Annotated in this window: 12 protein-coding genes; 5 read left to right on the forward strand and 7 right to left on the reverse strand. The window is 76.0% G+C overall.

Going from position 1 to position 17,447, the window contains the following annotated elements; all coding sequences use genetic code 11:
• The first annotated feature begins 155 nt into the window (after positions 1–155).
• Positions 156–923: a class I SAM-dependent methyltransferase gene (locus ADL22_RS19840; protein ID WP_066981177.1), complete on the forward strand. Its 768-nt coding sequence runs from the start codon at positions 156–158 to the stop codon at positions 921–923.
• A gap of 31 nt (positions 924–954) precedes the next feature.
• On the opposite strand, the gene ADL22_RS19845 is transcribed toward ADL22_RS19840, so the two are convergent.
• Complete coding sequence (locus tag ADL22_RS19845; protein WP_066981180.1) at positions 955–1,809, reverse strand: hypothetical protein; 855 nt, start codon at positions 1,807–1,809, stop codon at positions 955–957.
• A gap of 315 nt (positions 1,810–2,124) precedes the next feature.
• Between ADL22_RS19845 and ADL22_RS19850 the strand changes: the two genes are divergently transcribed.
• From ADL22_RS19850 to ADL22_RS19865, 4 genes are all read left to right on the forward strand, one after another.
• Entirely contained in the window at positions 2,125–3,330 is a 1,206-nt protein-coding gene (locus ADL22_RS19850; protein WP_066981183.1) for an EfeM/EfeO family lipoprotein, read from the forward strand.
• Positions 3,327–4,676: an iron uptake transporter deferrochelatase/peroxidase subunit gene (gene efeB, locus ADL22_RS19855; RefSeq protein ID WP_079064276.1), complete on the forward strand. Its 1,350-nt coding sequence runs from the start codon at positions 3,327–3,329 to the stop codon at positions 4,674–4,676. Before ADL22_RS19850 ends, efeB begins: the two co-directional genes overlap by 4 nt.
• Before the next feature lie 252 nt (positions 4,677–4,928).
• The gene (locus ADL22_RS19860; protein ID WP_066981186.1) at positions 4,929–6,773 is read left to right on the forward strand and encodes a phospholipase C; all 1,845 of its coding nucleotides are present in this window, start codon (positions 4,929–4,931) and stop codon (positions 6,771–6,773) included.
• A 227-nt stretch (positions 6,774–7,000) separates the two neighbouring features.
• Positions 7,001–7,921 (forward strand): type II CAAX prenyl endopeptidase Rce1 family protein, encoded by a 921-nt coding sequence (locus ADL22_RS19865; RefSeq protein WP_066981189.1) that lies wholly within the window; start codon positions 7,001–7,003, stop codon positions 7,919–7,921.
• 28 nt (positions 7,922–7,949) lie between these two features.
• Here ADL22_RS19865 and ADL22_RS19870 read toward each other — a convergent pair whose 3' ends face one another.
• The 6 genes from ADL22_RS19870 to ADL22_RS19895 all read right to left on the reverse strand — a co-directional run bounded on the left by ADL22_RS19870 (position 7,950) and on the right by ADL22_RS19895 (position 17,326).
• Positions 7,950–9,011, reverse strand: coding sequence for a PucR family transcriptional regulator (locus ADL22_RS19870; protein WP_066981192.1), 1,062 nt, complete (start codon positions 9,009–9,011; stop codon positions 7,950–7,952).
• Positions 9,012–9,143: 132 nt separating this feature from the next.
• Entirely contained in the window at positions 9,144–11,171 is a 2,028-nt protein-coding gene (locus ADL22_RS19875; RefSeq protein ID WP_066981195.1) for a bifunctional serine/threonine-protein kinase/transporter substrate-binding domain-containing protein, read from the reverse strand.
• A 138-nt stretch (positions 11,172–11,309) separates the two neighbouring features.
• Positions 11,310–12,173: an SDR family oxidoreductase gene (locus tag ADL22_RS19880; protein ID WP_066981198.1), complete on the reverse strand. Its 864-nt coding sequence runs from the start codon at positions 12,171–12,173 to the stop codon at positions 11,310–11,312.
• The gene (locus ADL22_RS19885; RefSeq protein ID WP_066981282.1) at positions 12,170–13,816 is read right to left on the reverse strand and encodes an amidase family protein; all 1,647 of its coding nucleotides are present in this window, start codon (positions 13,814–13,816) and stop codon (positions 12,170–12,172) included. Before ADL22_RS19885 ends, ADL22_RS19880 begins: the two co-directional genes overlap by 4 nt.
• A 210-nt stretch (positions 13,817–14,026) precedes the next feature.
• Entirely contained in the window at positions 14,027–14,617 is a 591-nt protein-coding gene (locus ADL22_RS19890) for a DUF4232 domain-containing protein (RefSeq protein WP_066981201.1), read from the reverse strand.
• A 114-nt stretch (positions 14,618–14,731) separates the two neighbouring features.
• Positions 14,732–17,326, reverse strand: coding sequence for an ABC transporter substrate-binding protein (locus ADL22_RS19895; RefSeq protein ID WP_159048693.1), 2,595 nt, complete (start codon positions 17,324–17,326; stop codon positions 14,732–14,734).
• Positions 17,327–17,447: the final 121 nt, after the last annotated feature.

Below are 17,447 nucleotides of genomic sequence, written 5' to 3' on the forward strand. Positions count from 1 at the left end.
TCGGTACCCGTTCGCCGCGCGGACCGCCCGTCACCCGCCGGTGTGTGCCCCTCCGGAGTGAACCGGAGACCCTATGGCTAATGGAAACCGTTTCCACCTGTAGCCTCGTGCCCGACCGAACGGCACACGCGAGACGGCAGGGGTGGCGCGACCAGATGGGGCTGAGCATGGCGATCGCGGAGACGTGGGTGGAGCGCTGGGAACGCCAGCAGCGGCGCTACGCCATCGACCGTGAGGAGCGGTTCACGGTCATCGCCGACGTCGTCGAATATGTGACGCGGGGCCAGGCGCGGCCGCTGGTGACCGACCTCGGCTGCGGCCCGGGCTCGCTCGCCGCCCGGCTCGCCGGACGGCTGCCGCACGCCGAGGTCGTCGCGGTGGACATGGACCCGCTGCTGCTCGAACTCGCCCGCACCCACCACGCGTCGGCCGCCCGCTACGTCGACGCGGTGATCGGCGCGGACGGCTGGACCGACGCGCTGGGACTGGACCGGCCGCTGGACGCCGCGGTCTCCACCACCGCGCTGCACTACCTCCCGGTGCCCGTACTGCGCCGCACCTACGCCCAGCTCGCCGCCCTGCTGCGGCCCGGCGGCGCGCTGGTGAACGGCGACCACCTCCCGCAGTGCGGAACGGTCCCGGCCGCGCTCGCCGCGCACGTCGGACGCTGCCGTGCCAAGCGGCTGCGGGACGGCACCCAGGAGGACTGGGAGACCTGGTGGGCGGCGGTGGCCCAGGAGCCGGAACTGGCCGAACCGCTCGCCGAGCGCCGCCGCCGGCTGAGCCTCCCGGCCGCCCGCGACGGCGCGGACAACGGCCTCTCGGTGGCCGACCACACCGCGCTGCTGCGGGAGGCCGGGTTCACCGATGTCGTCCCGGTGTGGCAGTTCGGCGACAGCTGCGTGCTGGTGGGGATCCGGTAGCCGGGGGCGTTGGCGCGTCCGGGTCCGGTCGTCAGCGGGCGGGGGCCGGTTCCGGCTCCGCGGGCGCGGGGTCCGGCGCGTCGGCGGGGGTGTCCCGGCCGGTCACCGCCAGGTAGCCGATGAGCAGCACCAGGGGCACGGCCAGGGCGAGGGTGACCGGGCCGGTGCCCCAGCCCAGCCCGCCGCGCGCGGCCGATACGCCCGCCCAGTCGGCGAACGACGCCCCCAGCGGCCGGGTCAGCACGTACGCGGCCCAGAAGGCCGCGACCGCGTTCAGCCAGGCGAACCGCCCGGCGAGCGCCGGCACCAGGATCAGCGCGCCGAAGAGCAGCCCGGAGGGGAGGTAGCCCAGGCGCAGGGTGCCCGCGGTCAGATCGCCGACCGCGGTGCCCAGGGCGAAGGTGGTCAGCACGGTGGCCCAGTAGAACGCCTCCCGGCGCCGGGTGCGGATGCTGTGGATGGCGAGTGTGCCCTCGCAGGCGTACCAGGCGAGCAGCAGGACGGCGAGCGCCACCGCGAAGGCCGCCGCGGAGACCGCGTAGGGCACACCGGCGATGACGTGGACGACATCGGCGGCCATCGTGCCGAAGACGCTGACCATGGCGATCGCGGACCAGTAGAGCCCGGCGCGGTAGCGGGCCGACCGGAACTGCGCCAGCAGCAGGACGGCGAATCCGGCGAAGCCGAGCGCGCCGGCGGGTATCGGCCCCAGCGTCCGGCCCAGATAGTCCGAGGCGGTCTCGCCCATGCCGGTGGTGAGGATCTTCACCACCCAGAACAGGGCCGTGACCTCGGGGACCTTGCTCCGGCCCGGTGTGCCGCCGGAGTATCGTGCGCGCGGCCGCGGCGCCGCCACCGCCGTGCCGTCCGGCTGTCCGATCGTCATGTTCCGCCCTTTCGGCGCGCTGCGGCGCCCGCTCGCGATCAGCGAATGTCTACAGGGCTGTAGACGGTAGCGGAGGGGTGGAGGTTCACTCGCGGGGCCCGGAATTCGCGCTACCGGAAGGCGGGGCTCCGGCCCGTTGTCGTTGGCCGCCGTCCGGGTCGGTGCCCGTCCGGCCGGTGACACCGCGGCAAACTCTTGGTGTACGGGCCGCCGGAAGGATGTTCGGCGCCGCGCGGTCTGCCTAGCATGTGCGGCGGGACGGGCCGCGGCCGCCGTCCCGACCGCCATCCCATCCGCCCCGCCCCAGGAGGCCCCGTGCCACGACCCGGCCTGCGGCGCCTGCGGTCGCCGCGCCTCTGGGCGCCCGCCGGTGCGGTGCTGGCCGCCGGCGCGGTCACCGCGGTGGCGCTCACCGCCGGCGCCCGCCCGGCCGCCCCGGCCGCCGCGGACGGCCTCCCGCACACCACCGTCGAGATCTCCCCGGGCGACTGCGGCCGCGGATGGGACCACCCGCGCCCCGGCCTCCAGGTCTTCGACCTGCGTAACAGCTCCAGCCGCGCCGCCGAGGTCTACCTCCGCGGCGCCCACGGCGGCCCCGTCCACGGCGAGGTCGAGGGCATCGGCCCCGGCACCACCCGACCGCTGCGGGTCCGCCTCGGCGCGGGCGCGTACGCCTTCACCTGCCTGCCCGACGACGCCAACGCGGTCACCGGACCGGTGGTCCGGGTCACCGGCGGCGGCCCCGCCGGCCCGGCCGCCGCGCCCATCACCCAGCACGACCTGATCGGCCCGGCGCTCGACTACCAGGCGTGGGTCGGCGGCGGCCTGGCCGACCTCGTCCGCCGCACCGGCGCGCTGCGCGCCGCCGTGGCCGGTGGGGACCTGCCCGCCGCCCGCGCCGCCTGGCTGCCCGCCCATCTCGCCTACGAGCGACTGGGCGCCGCCTACGGGGAGTTCGGCGACGCCGACCGGGAGATCAACGGGACCACGGCCGGACTCGCCGGCGGGGTGCGCGATCCGGCGTTCACCGGCTTCCACCGCGTCGAGTACGGGCTGTGGCACGGTGAACCGGCCGCCGGGCTGCGCGGTCCGGCCGCCGCGCTCGACGGCGCGGTGCGCGCCCTGCGCGACAGCTGGGCGCAGGCCCGGATGGACCCGGCTGCGCTCGGCCTGCGGGCGCACGAGATCCTGGAGAACACCGCGCAGGCCGAGCTGACCGGCCGCACCGACTACGGCAGCGGCAGCAACCTCGCCACCGCCCGCGCCAACCTCGACGGCACCCGCGCCGTCCTCGCCCGCCTGCGCCCCCTGCTGACCACCCGCTACCCCCAACTCCCGGAGCTGGAACGGGAGTTGGACCGTACGGAACGGCTGCTGGACGGCTTCCGGCGCGCCGGCCGGTGGACCCCGCTCGACCGCCTGACCCGCGCCGACCGGCAGCGGACCAACGCGGCGGTGGGCGACCTGGTGGAGCGGCTGGCCCCGGTGGCCACCCTGTGCGATCCGCGGAGGACGGTGTGAACGACGGCAGGCGCGAGCGGCCCCGGGAGGGGAGCGGCACTCCAGGGACGGCCGGTGCCTCCGGGACGGCCGGTCCCCGGCGGCCCGGTGTCGCCCGGCGCGGGTTCCTGCGCGGCGCGGCCCTGGCCGGCGCCGGACTCGCGGCCGGGGGAGCCGCCGCGGCAGCGGCCCCCACCGCATCCGTCCCGTCCCCGTACGCGGACGGCGCCGCGCCGCCCCCGCCGCTGGCCGGCACCGCCCCGCTCCCCGTCCCGTTCCACGGCCCCCACCAGGCCGCGATCCTCACCCCGCCGCGCCGGGTCACCGCGTACACCGCGTTCGACGTCACCGCCGAGAGCCGCCGGGACCTCGCCGAGCTGCTGCGCACCCTGACCGAACGGGCCCGCTTCCTGACCGGCGGCGGGGTGCCGGACCCGCTCGGCGTGACCGGCCCGCCCGCCGACTCCGGCATCCTCGGGCCCCGGCTGCCGGCCGGCGCGCTGGCGGTCACCGTGGGCGTCGGCGCCTCGCTGTTCGACGACCGGTTCGGCCTGCGCGCCCGCGCCCCGCGCCGGCTGACCGCGATGCCGTCCTTCCCCGACGACGACCTCCAGCCCGCCTGGTGCCACGGCGACCTCAGCGTCCAACTCTGCGCCGACGACACCGACACCGTGCTGCACGCCCTGCGCGACCTCACCCGGCACACCCGCGGCGGCCTCCAGGTCCGCTGGCGGCTGGACGGTTTCGCCAGCCCGCCCCGCCCCTCCGGCACCCCCCGCAACCTCTTCGGCTTCAAGGACGGCACCGCCAACCCCGACCCCGGCTCGGCCCGCGAGATGCGGGACCTGGTGTGGGTCGGCCGGGGCGCGGGCGAGCCGGACTGGGCGGCCGGCGGCAGCTACCAGGTCGTCCGGCTGATCCGGATGCTGGTGGAGTTCTGGGACCGGGTCTCGCTCACCGAGCAGGAGCGGATGATCGGCCGCGCCCGGGAATCCGGCGCCCCGCTCGACGGCGACGACGAGTTCGCCACCCCCGACTACCCCGGCGACCCCAAGGGCGACGTCATCCCGCTCGACAGCCACATCCGCAAGGCCAACCCGCGCACCCCGGACACGGCAGGCCAGCGCCTGCTGCGCCGCGCCTACAACTACGACCGCGGCACGGACGCCAACGGCAACCTCGACATGGGCCTGCTCTTCTGCTGCTACCAGCAGGACCTGGCCCGCCAGTTCGCCACCGTCCAGCGCCGGCTGGCGGGCGAGCCGCTGACCGACTACCTCACCCCGTTCGGCGGTGGCTACTTCTTCGCCCTGCCCGGCGTACGGGACGCGGCGGACTGGTACGGCCGGGGCCTCCTGGAGACGTAGCCCGCCCCGTACGGGCGCGACCTCCCGGCGCCGCGGTCCGGCCGCCACCGCGTGCGGCCCGCCCCCCGTTCGCGTAGAACGGAACCACCGCCACCCGCGGCCCAACGGTCAACAGAGAGTCAAGCTTTGCCCTCGGACACCTGACCGGGTGTTCACCCAGGCGCCATCATGGCTCTGCCCCGCCGCCGCCCGTCCGGCAGAGCATCCGGCCGTACGGAACACCCGCGAACCGCCCGGAGGATGAGGACCACGATGGCCACAAGGGGAAAGACCCGAGCGAGCAGAACCCTCGCCGCCGTCACCGGAGCCCTGGCGCTCACCGCACTGGGCGGCACCGCGCCCGCCCTGGCCGCCGGCGGCCCGCACCCCGGCCCCTCCGGGACGGCCACGCCCGTCAAGCACGTCGTCGTGATCTTCGACGAGAACATCTCCTTCGACCACTACTTCGCCACCTACCCCAAGGCCGCCAACACCGACGGGACCCGCTTCACCCCGTCCCCGAAGACCCCGCGCGATATCGACAACCTGCGCACCGCCGGCCTGCTGACGCACAATCCCAACCAGTACCTCCCCAAGCGGCTCACCCCCCAGCAGGCCATGACCTGCGACCAGAACCACGAGTACGGCCCCGAGCAGTACGCCTACCACGGCGGCAAGGCGGACCGGTTCGTCCAGAACACGGACTCCGGCAAGTGCTCCGGCGGCCTCTTCGGCGAGCCCGGCCTCGTCATGGACTACTACGACGGCAACACCGTCACCGGCCTGTGGAATTACGCCCAGCACTACGCCCTCAACGACCGCTCCTTCGGCTCGGTCTACGGCCCCTCCACCCCCGGCGCCATCAACCTCGTCTCCGGCAACACCCACGGTGTGATCTCCACCGACCCGGCCTCCGGCACCGAGAACCCCCGGCAGACCGCCAAGCCGGACAGCTACGCCGTCCAGTCGCCGGACGCCCGCGGCGTCGGCACGATGATCAACGATCCGGAGCCGGCCTACGACGACTGCTCCGGCAAGGACCACACCGGCAAGAGCCCGCTCGCCGCGATGCGCGGCCGGAACATCGGCGATCTGCTCAACTCCCGCGGCGTGAGCTGGGGTTGGTTCCAGGGCGGTTTCCGGCCCAGCACCCCCTGGGACGGCAAGCCGGGCCACTACGCCCAGTGCCGCGGCACCACCCACACCAACGTGGGCGGCGCGGCGGTGGTGGACTACAGCCCGCACCACGCCCCGTTCATGTACTACCGCTCCACGGCCAACCCCCACCACCTGCCGCCCCGCAGCGTGGACGAGATCGGCCACGCCGGGCAGGCCAACCACAACTACGACCTGACCGACTTCGACGCCGCGCTGCGCGCCGGCAAGCTCCCGGCCGTCAGCTTCCTCAAGGCCCCCGCCTACCAGGACGGCCACGCCGGCTACTCCGACCCGCTGGACGAGCAGCACTTCCTCGTCGACCAGATCAACCGCATCCAGCGCGCGCCGCAGTGGAAGGACACCGCCGTGATCGTCGCCTACGACGACTCGGACGGCTGGTACGACCACGTCTACGCGCCGCCGCGCAACGGCTCCAAGGACACCACGACCGGCTCCAACGGCAAGCCCACCGACAGCCCGGCCTGCCAGTCCGGACCGCCGGCCGCCGGCGGCTACCAGGACCGCTGCGGCCCGGGCACCCGCCAGCCGCTGCTGGTCATCTCCCCGTTCAGCCGGACCAACCACATCGACCACACCGCCACCGAGCAGACCTCGGTGATCAAATTCATCGAGGACAACTGGCACACCGGGCGGATCGGCGACGCCTCGTTCGACGCCCGGGCCGGCTCGCTGAACGGGATGTTCGACTTCCGGCACCCCAACAACAAGCAGGTGCTGCTCCACCCGGACGGCTCGGTCGCGTCCGTGGGCCCGATCCGGCCGGTCAAGCCGGTGCGGACCAGCATCGTCCAGGGGCCCGCGATGCAGACCACCGCGGCGGCCGGGGAGGAGTCCGGCTTCCCGGTCCTGCCGGCCGGTATCGCCGCGGCGGCGGTCGCGGCCGGCGCCACCGGCACGGTGTTCGCCCTGCGGCGGCGCAAGGCGCAGCGCACCGGCTGAGCCGGGGGGTGGCGGACGGGCCCGGCCGCGCGCCGCCCCGCCTGCGCCATCGCGCCTACGCCGCCCCGCCTACACCCGAAGAACCCCCCGCCGTCCACCGTTCCGCCCAGGGCGGTGGGCCCGGCGGGGGAGGGGCGGGCCGCGGCGGCTCCTCCCCGGGGACGGTTTCGCGCGGCGTCCGGGGGACCGCCGCATCGGCCCGGCCGCCACCGGCAACACGTACGGCCGTGACCACCACGACGTACCGACCCGACCACCCGCCCCGCACCACCCGGGCCCGCGGACCCGGGTGGCGGGCCTGCGGCCGGGCCCTGGCCGGCGGCGCGGTGATGGCCTGCGCGCTGGGCGCCGGCAACGCCGCCGGCCCGGCCCTGGCCCGCCTCCTCGGCGCCCGCGGCTACCTCGCGGAGCTGCTGCCCGCCGCCCTGGTGACCCTCCTCGCGGTCCCCGCCGTCCTCGCCCTGCGCCGCGCCGCGCCGCCCGCGCCCGCCCTGGGCCTCGGCCCCCGGCACGGGGCGCTGCCCGGTCTGCTGCGCGGGCTCGGCACCACGGCGGGCTGCGCCGCCCTGGTCCTCGGGGCGGGCACCGCGGCCGGCTGGGTCCACTGGTCCGCGCTCGACCCGCCGGCCCTGCTCGGCTTCCTGCTCCGCAACGCCCCGGTGGCCCTGCTGCTGGAGGCCCTGCCGGAGGAGACCACCCTGCGCGGCCATACGTGGACCGCGCTGAGCGCCCGCTTCGGCGGGGCGGCCACGGCCCTCGGTACGACGCTGGTCTTCCTGCTCGTCCCGGCCGCCGCCGCGGTCGTCCAGACCGTCCTGGCGCCGCTGCTGGGCGGGCCGCCGCCGTCCGGCCTGACCCCGGCGGGCGGCGACCCGATCGGCTACCTCGTCCTGCTCACCGTCTTCGGCCTGACTCTGGTCGCCGCCCGCACCGCGCCCGGCACCGCCCCGCTGTGGACCGCGATCGGCACCCACCTCGGCTTCCTCAGCGTCAACCGCGTGGTCTTCCAGGGCCTGGCCCGCGACGCCGGCTGGTCGGCGGCGATCGCCCCGGCGCACGCCGCGGTACTGGAACTGGCCTGGCTGGCGGCCACCGCCGCGGCCTTCACCGCCCTCCGCCGCACGGCCCGCCACCGGGGTCCGGTCTGATGGCCCGCCGCCGCCCCGCCCGGCACCCTCACAGCTCCCGGTCCGGCCAGTCCAGCAGCCGCGCCCCGATGACCGCCGTGTGCAGCGTGTACCGGTGGAGCGGATCGGCCGGGTCCACCCCCGTCAACTGCCGCACCCGCGCCAGCCGGTACGTCAGCGCCCGTACGCTCAGCGACAGCCGCCGGGCCGCCTCCGCCGCGACACAGCCCGCGTCGAAGTACACCGACAGCGTCTCCAGCAGCGGCCCGGCCCCGCCCCGCGCTTCCTGGAGCGGCCCCAGCGTGCTGCGCACCAGATCCGCCATCGCCTCCCGGTCCCGGGTCAGTACGGGATAGACCAGCAGGTCAGCGGCGTACAGGACGGGTTCGCCCAGCCCCATCCGGCCGGCCAGCTCCAGCGCGTTCAAGGCTTCCTCGTACGACTGGACGATGCCCCCGGCGCCGCTGTGCGTCCGGCCCACCGCGACCCGGCCGCCGCCGGTCGCCCGGTGCGCCTCCCGCGCGAAGTGGGCCAGCACCTCCGCCGGATCGCCCGGGGCGACGCAGATCAGCCGCCCCTCCTTCGTGGTCAGCAGCGACTGCCGGTCCCCGAACCGCCCCACCAGCGCCTGCTGCACCCGCCGCGCCACCGGATCGGCCTCCGCGTACGCCTCCGGCCCCTCGGCCACCGCCACCGCGTGGGCGTGCGAGAGCCGCAGCCCGAACCGCTCGGCCCGCTCCGCCAGCCGCCCCAGATCGCTGCCCCCGTAGAGCAGGTCGTCGATGAACTCCCGGCGCGCGGCCTCCTCCTTGCGCACCGCGAGGTGCTGCGCCCGCTCGTAGCCGACGGCCAGCGCGTCCACGGCCTGGGCGAGCACCGCCAGTACGCTGTCGGCCGGCGCCGAGGCCCTGCGCGGCCAGGCCGCCCTGGTCACCGCCAGATGCGCGTTCACCAGGGCCCGCAGGCTGTGCCCGGCCTCGGCGGCCCGCTCCCCGGCCGTCCGCCGCGCTTCCAACTCCGCGCGGTCCAGCCGCCGCCCGGTCCGCGCGACCTCCGCCAGCACCTGCGCGTACCCGGCCACGAACTCCTCGGGCAGCTCCCGCCCCGTCACCCGTCCTCACCCCTCGGCGCCCTCGTGACGTGCTCTTTTGACGTCCCCTTGACGCTTTCCTAACACACCGGGGTACGGCGCGTCCGGCCGGGCGGGAGGTTGACGACAGGCGGGACTTCGGCGACAGGTGCCCTACTGGCCGCCGTTCACCACCGCCCGCTCCACCGCCCCGTCCTCGACGTTCCACCGCTTGAGGATCCTGCGGTACTCGCCGCCGGCGATCAGGCGGTCGAGGGCGTCGCGGACGGCGTCGCGCAGGGCGGGCTGGCTCCGGGCGACCGCGATACCGTACGGCACCGGGTCGATCTGCTTGCCGGCCAGCTTCAGGCCGTCCCCGCCCGGGCGGGTCGCCTGGGCGTGCGCCGCGACCGGGTAGTCGTCCAGGCAGGCCACCGCCCGGCCCGCGGCGAGGGCGGCGTACAGCTCGGCCGAGGAGTCCACCTCCACCACCGCCACCTTCGCGGTGGGCTGCCGGTTCACCTGCTGGACGTAGTCCTGCGCCGGGGTGCCGCGCTGCACGGCGACGGTCAGGCCCGGCAGGTCCTCCGGGCCGTGGACGCCCGACGGGTTGCCCTTGCGGACGACGAGCTGGAGCCCGGCCCGGAAGTAGTCGACCAGATCGACCCCGGCGCCGGTCACCGCACCGTCGCCGCGCCCCTCCTGCCGCGCCTTCGTATCGGTCAGCGCCGACATCACCAGCGCGAAGCGGCCCGAGTTCAGGCCGGTGAGCAGGGTGTCGAACGCGGCGTTGCGGAACGCGACCCGGATGCCCAGCTCGCGGCCGAGGGCCTCCGCGAGGTCGATGTCGAGGCCGGTGGGCCGGTCGGCGGTGAGGAAGTCCATCGGCGGGTACGCCAGGTCGGAGCCGATCGTCAGCACCCCGGCGTCCCGCAGCGCCTTGGGCAGTTGGGCCGCGGCCGAGCCGGAGGCGCCGCCGGTGGCCGCCCCGCCGGGCGTCGGCGCCCCGGCCGTACCGTTGCCCGCCGCGTCCCCGGCGTTCGCCCGCAGCGTCCACGCCAGCGCCCCGCCGCCGGCCGCGACGCCGGCGCCGGCCAGCGCGGCGAGCAGCCGGCGCCGGCTCGGCCGGGCGGCGGCGGGCGCCAGCGGCAGGGTGGGCGGCGCCGGGGTCGCGGCCGGCGGGTACGGCGCGGGGTAGGGCGGGGCGCCGTACGGGCCGTTCGGCGGGGGAGTGCCGTGGGCCGGGGCGGGGGATTGGGGCTGGGGCTCGTACGGGGGCGGGGCGAAAGGGGCGCCGGCCGTGCCCATCGCCGGGGTGCGGGGATCGCCGAGCCGTTCGGACAGCCGCTCCAGCTCCCCGATGAGCGCGTACGGCAGCCAGTCGCCGCCGTACGGGCCGGCCGGCCCGACCCGCGCCATCAGCGCCGGCAGGTCCGGCCGCCGGGCCGGCTCCTTGGCCAGGCAGTCCGCCGCCACCTCCCGCAGCCCGTCCGGGAGCCCGTCCAGCCGGGGCTCCTCGTGCACCGTGCGGTACATCAGGATCTGCGGCTCGGCGCTCCCGTACGGACCGGCGCCGGTCGCCGCGAAGACGATCACCCCGCCGAGCGCGAAGACGTCCGCCGCGCCCGTGATCCCCGGGCCGCTCATGGAGAGCTGCTCGGGCGCCATGAAGCCGGGGGTGCCCATGGTGGTGCCGGTCACCGTCAGCGCGGTGTCCGCGGCGGAGTGCGCGATACCGAAGTCGATGACGCGCGGGCCGCCGGCCGTGAGCAGGATGTTGGACGGTTTGAGGTCGCGGTGCACCAGGCCGTGCGCGTGCACCGCCGCCAGCGCGTGCAGCAGACCGGCCGTCAGCAGCCGCACGGTGGGCCCGGGCAGCGGCCCGGCGTTCTGCACCGCGGCGGACAGCGGGAGGCCCGGCACGTACTCGGTGGCCATCCAGGGCACCTCGTCGTGCGGCGCGGCGTCCACCACCGGCGCGACGAACGGCCCGCCCACCCGCTGGGCGGCGGCCACCTCCCGGGCGAACCGCTTCCGGAAGCCGGGGTCGTCGGCGAGTTCGGAGCGCGCGGTCTTCACCGCCACCGACCGCCCGTCCGCCGCACGGCCGAGATAGACCCGCCCCATGCCGCCGCCACCGAGCAGCCCGATGATCCGGAATGGACCGATCTGTTGCGGATCGCCCTTGCCCAGCGGTCGCACTCCTACCCCCACCCGTGCCTGCGGTCGTCAACCGCAGTATCGCTTACGCGGATTGAACGGCGTCCGGTGACCCGCGCGATCGGCCCGGCGGCTCCGGTGCGGAGGGCCGGGCCGCCGCCGGAAATCGGCGCGAACGGATCAGGACCCGTCAGGGGCCCCCGCCACATCCTCAGCGCCCGTCCCCCCGGCCAGGAACTCGCGGGCGCCGCGCAGCGGGCTGCGCAGCCGCGACCGGGCCGCGCCGCTGTCCAGGCGGACGTCGAGCGCCCCCGGGAGCGGGGAGTCGGCCCGCCGGCCGGACGGCAGCAGGCCCGGGTCGAAGCCGTCCCGGCGGGCCATCAGCACCCCGGCCTCGTAGCGGCTGAGCGCGTCCGCGCCCGCCAGGTGCCACACCCCGCGCTCCCCGGACAGCGCCAACTCCAGCAGCGCCCCGGCCAGATCGGCGACGTGCACCGGGCAGCGCACCTCGTCGGTGAACAGGGCGCCGCCGCGCCGCCCCGTCGTCAGCTCGTGCACCAGCCGCTCATGCGCCGACCGGCCGTCCCCCATGATCAGCGACGTCCGGGCCACCACCGCGTCCGGCGCCACCAGCCGTACGCCCGTCTCGGCCGCGGCCTTCGCCGCCCCGTACGGCGTCACCGGGTCGGGCGGACAGCTCTCGTCGTAGCGCACCCGGGCGCCGGAGAACACCGCGTCGCTGGAGACGTGCACCAGGCGGCAGCCCTGCCGGACGGCGGCCTGCGCGACGCGCACCGCGCCCTCCGCGGTGACCGCCCAATCCGCCTGGCCGCTGGACGCGTTGATGACGGCCGCGGGCGCCACCTCGCCGAGCAGGGCGGTGAGCTGCGCCGGGTCCCGGACGTCGAGGTGGTGCCAGGCGGCGGCCGGGGCGGTGCCGGGCCGGGTGGCGAAGGTCGCGGCCGTGTCGTGCCCGGCCGCGGCGGCCCGGCGCACCAGCTCGGCCCCCAGATACCCGCTGCCGCCGATGACGAGGACGGTCATGACCCGGCGCCCCGGGACGGCGACTTCGGGACCGACGGCCCCGGGAGCGACGGCAGGTAGCGCGGCGCCCGCCAGGCGTTCAGCCGCCGCTCCACCGCGGCGCCCAGCGCCAGCAGCCGGGCGTCCTGGTGGTCGCCGGCCGTCAGCAGCAGGCCCACGGGCAGCTCGTCCACCGTACCGGCGGGCACCGACAGCGACGGGTAGCCGGCCACCGCGGCGGGCGTGGAGGACGGGATGATGTCGTTGTCGCCGCGCGCGCAGTCCGTCGTCCAGGCGGGCGGGTTGGCCGGCGCGGCGATCGCGTCCAGCCGGTGCGCGGCCAGCGTCTCGTCGATGGAGCGGCGGGCGAGGTCGGTCAGCTCGGCGCGCCCGGCGCGGTAGCGCGGGTCCGTGGTCGGCGGCGCCGCCAGCGCCTTCTCGAACACCTCCTGCCCGGCGAAGCAGGTCCGCTCAGCCGGATGGGCGCGATTGAACGCGATCAGCCCGGCCAGATCCCGCGGCCCGGACCGGGTGGCGAGATACCGGTCGATGTCCCGGTGGAACTCGCTCAGCAGCGCCGGGTATTCCAGCTCCGCGATGCGGTCCTGATACGGCGGGGTGACCTCCACGACCTCGGCGCCAGCGGTGCGCAGCGCCGCCGCCGTACGGCTCATCAGGGCGTCCACCTCCGGCCCGAGCGAGGGCAGCCGCCACAGGCCGATCCGCTTGCCGCGCAGGTCGCCCGGCAGGCCGGTGTCCGGATCGGCGGCCGGCCCGGCGGGGGAGGGGTGGCCGCCGCTGAGTACCGCCAGGGTGAGCGCGGTGTCGACCACATTGCGGGCCATCGGCCCGGCGGTGTCCTGCTCGGCGGAGATCGGCACCACCCCCGCCCCGCTGACCAGGCCGAGGCTCGGCTTGAGCCCGACCACCCCGTTCATCCCCGCCGGGCACACGATCGAGCCGTCCGTCTCGGTGCCGATCGCCACCTGCGCCAGCGACGCGGCGAGCCCGACGGCCGAACCGGACGAGGAACCGCACGGATTGCGGTCCAGTACGTACGGGTTCCGGGTCTGACCGCCCACCGCCGACCACCCCGAAGTCGGCTTGTCCGCCCGGAAGTTGGCCCACTCGGAGAGGTTGGTCTTGCCCAGGATCACCGCTCCGGCCTCCCGCAGCCGCGTCACCAGCGCGGCGTCGCCGGCCGGCGGCCGGCCGGCCAGCGCCAGCGAACCGGCCGTCGAGGCCAGCCCGCGGGTCTCCACGTTGTCCTTGATCAGCACCGGGATGCCGTCGAGCGGCCCGCGCACGGCGCCGCGCCGGTGCCGGGCGTCGCTGGCGGCCGCCTGGCGCAGGGCCGTCGGGTCGGTGCGCAGCACCGCGTGCACCATCGGGTCGATGGCCGCGATCCGCCGCAGATAGACGGCGGTCAGCGCCGAGGAGGTCAGCGAACCGTCCGCCATCCGTGCCTGCAACCGCGGAATCGTCACGGTGTCCAGATCGATGCCCAGCCGCGCGGGCAGCCCGATGGCCGGAACGGGACCGTCCCCGCCGCGCTCCGCGGCCTCCGCCCGCGACCGGGGCGCACCGGCGCACAGCGACCCCGCTGCCAGCGCGGCCATCAGCGCGGCCAGGCCCCGCTTCCTCGTGGCCCGCCTCACCCGCATGCCCCGCCCGACCCGCATGATCTTCCGGCTGCTCATACGGGCCACCCGACTACACCCACCGCCCGGGCACAAGTCCTTTTCCCGCCGCGGTCATTGGGAGCAGGCGGTGGCGCACGCGGCGGTGTCCTGCCGGGCGTACCCCCCCGGCGGTGAGCGAGCGGCCGCCCGGCCGGCGGACCGCTCACCCACCGCCCTTGTGCTGATGACCAGTCAGGAACGCACCGGACTCACGTAGTTCCCCGGATGCGTGGCCGACTCCTGCCGGAGCACCGGCCCCCACCGCCACGTCAGCACATGCGACCCGGTGGTGTCCGGCAGCGTGACGACCGCCTCGCGGGGGTCGATGACGTTCTCCTCATGCGCCCGCGAGGAGAGGAAGGTGAGCGTGAACCGCGCCGATTTGTGCGGCGCCAGCACCACCGTCTCCGGCTTCACCGACAGCTGATCGCGCAGCGTCTCGGTCTGCGTACGTGCCTGCGTACGCGTCTGCCGATGCGTACGGGACCGCTCCCGGCTCACCACGCTCTCGCTCCGCTTCAGGGTGACCCCGGGGTAACCGCGCAGCGTGCAGGAGTGGGAGCCGACGTTTTCCACCGCAACCCTGGCCGTGACCTGCTCGTCCGGCACCCCGCCGGGCCGGGCCGTCCCGCCCGGTGCCCAGGAGAGGGCCAGGGCGGAGGAAGCGCAGCGTGGTGGCGGTGCCGTGGCCGCGCTCAGGCCGGCGGCCAGCGACGGGGCCGCCGTGGTGGTCAGAATGCCGGCGGCCGCGACGGCCGCCGCCCGCAGAGGGAGTCGTGTCATGCCCGCCTCCTGACGTTGGGGACTCCGAGTATCCGCCGGGCAGGCACACTTCGCACATCTGCCCGAGGAACGGGGCGCGGGGCATGGGACACGGGGCAGCGGGCGCGGGGCCCCTCACCTCCCATACACCAGCACATACCCCAGCGCCACCGCACCGCAGTACAGCGGGAAGCCGATCCGCGCGAGGAGCGTCAGCCGGCGCCAGGCGGCGACCCTGCCGTGCTCCATCAGCCAGGCACTGGCCAGGACCACGCAGACGCAGACGACCGCCAGCAGGAAGTACGCGTAGAACGCCCAGCCCACCGCGACCGTGTAGCCGACATCGGGCAGCGCGTCCAGCATGGCGGTGCGCAGGACCACGGCGGTGAGGATCGCGGTGACCAGGATGCTCACCCGGGTCGGCGCGAAGCCCGGGTCGCGGGAGAACAGCAGGGTCGTGTAACTGACGACGACCAGCAGCAGGAGCGGCAGCAGATTCGTCACCAGGAACGCGTCCGCCCGCCGGGCGACGGTGAACTCCGCCGTGTACTGGTTGTAGTGGACGCCGCCCTCTCCCGGGCCGGCGCTCGGGTCGCCCAGGGCGGCGGTGCTGCCCACCCGGTCCTTGTGCAGTTCCAGCTCCTGGACGCGCCAGTCCAGCAGGTCGTTGACCGACGTACCGGGGTCGCGGCCGCTGCGCAGCAGCTCGGCCTGGCTCTGGGCGAGCAGGGCGCGGTCGCCGACGTACAGCACGTGCGAGGCGGGGTGCGTGCGGTTCTGGAGGGCGACGGCCAGGTGCTGGCGGTCGAAGGGGTAGTCGTGGAAATCGAGATCGGCGGTGAAGGTGGTGACCACCCGGTACAGCCGGTACTTCAGATCCCCCACGGTGCTGGTGCGCACCGGCGCGGGCAGGCGGTAGCGGGCGTCGGCCTGGTTGGCGAAGTCCACGTCCGTCGCCCCGTCATCGCCGGAATACCGCAGCCAGAGGAAGAAGTCGGCCCGGAACTTCCGGCCCCGGGCGTCCAGTTCGCTGATCCGGTTGAAGTTGAAGCCCGTACGCACCACTTGCTGGACGACCAGCACCCGGCCGTCGACGCCGACGACCTGCCCGGCCGCCCGCTCCTGGCCGAATTCCCCTTCCTCCCGGCGGTATTCGACGAGTTGCAGGGGCGCCGAGACGAACCGCCCGCGCTCGAAGACCCCGATGCTCGCCGGCACCTGCAAGGACCGGGCCGGGTCGAAGAACGCCCGGCCGTACAGGCCGGAGAAACCGCGCGCGGGGGTGTCCATGGCGGCCAGCGCGTCCCGGACGGCCCGCCGGCCCCGGGCCGCGGCCGTACCGCCGCCCGCCCCGGACCGCTCCAGCGCGTGCACCGCCGCGTCGGCCGCCGTCCGGGCGGCGATCGCGGCCCACGAGGGGGACGAACCGTAGCGGCGCCGGAAGGCGTAGGCCCACTTCGCCCCCGCCCCGGTGAGACTGTCGCCGAGCTGCGGAGCGACGACATAGACGTCCTGCGCGGGCGATCCGCGGCGGTCCAGCCGGTCCAGCGGCCCGGACAGGACCCGCGCGAGCGTGTCGGGCCGGGTCCCGGCGCCGCCCACGACGGGGTTGCGGACACCCCGCGCCCGCAGCGCGCGGACCAGCGGCGCCACCGGCTCGTACTCCATCGCCAGCACCAGTGCCCCCGCCGCCGGATCGGCCCGCACCGCCCGCACGACGGCATCGACGTGCCGGGCCCGCTCCCCGGGGCCCTCGAACCGCGCGCCGGCCGACAGCTCCCGCCGCACCCGCCCCACCCGCGCGAACGCCCGGCCGAAGGCGGACGCGGTATCCCGGCCGTACGCACTGTCGTCGTGTACGACGGTGGCCGTCCGCGCCTTGAGGGCATGGCGCAGATACGCGGCCAGAAAGCGCGCCTGGTAGCTGTCGTCGAAGGTGGCGCGGAAGACCCAGGGGCCGGCCGTCGCCGCGTCGGCGGTGGCGGTGGGCGTGATCAGGGGGACGCCGGCGGCGCCGTACACCGGCGCGGCGGCCAGCGCGCTGTCGCTGTAGAAGTGCCCGATGGCCAGCAGCACCCGGCGGTCGGCGACCACCCGCCGCGCGACGGCCCGCGCGGTGGCGGCATCGGTCGCGCCGTGGTCGTCGTACCGCACCAGCCGCACCGGATGCCCCCGGACCCCGCCATGCCCGTTGACCTGGTCGAGATGCGCCTCGATCGCCTCCACCACGCGCTCGCCCCGCAGCGCCCCACCGCGGAATCCGGCCACCAGTGCCACGTACACCGGCTCCGCACGTTCCGCGCATACGCACTCCAGCACCCCGAGGACCAGCGCCGCGACCAGCACCCCGGCCGCCCCCACCAGCCACCACCGCCGCCCCCGGGACCGCCCCGCCCGCCCGGACACCGCCTCCCGGGGCGGCAGCGGCGGACCGGCCAGATGAGCCACCTCCGGCGGCGGACTCGGCGCCACCCGCCGCAACCGCGCCAGATCCCGATGGGCGACGCTGTCCGGACCCGCCTCCGCCGCCCGCTCCAGGCAGAACCGGCGCTCGGCGTCATCCCGCGCCACCGCCGCCAGCCACAACCACGCCGGCTCATACCCCCGGTCGAGCGTCAGCGCCCGCGCCAGCAACCGCCGCGCCGCCCGCCGCCACCCCCGCTCCGCCGCCCGGGCGGCCAACCGCGTCAGCGCCGGCGGAGACGCCCCCGCTCCACCCTCCGCCGACACGGGCTCTCCTCTCGCTCAGCCCCCAACCCGGCACAGGCCGACGACCCCCGCGACCGCAGCGAACAGCCCCATCCGTTCCCATCGATCAGGATTCGAGAAGCACGGCCCCGGCAGCGCCTCT

It is taken from the genome of Streptomyces sp. NRRL F-4489 (assembly GCF_001509485.1).
GTDB lineage: Bacteria > Actinomycetota > Actinomycetes > Streptomycetales > Streptomycetaceae > Streptomyces.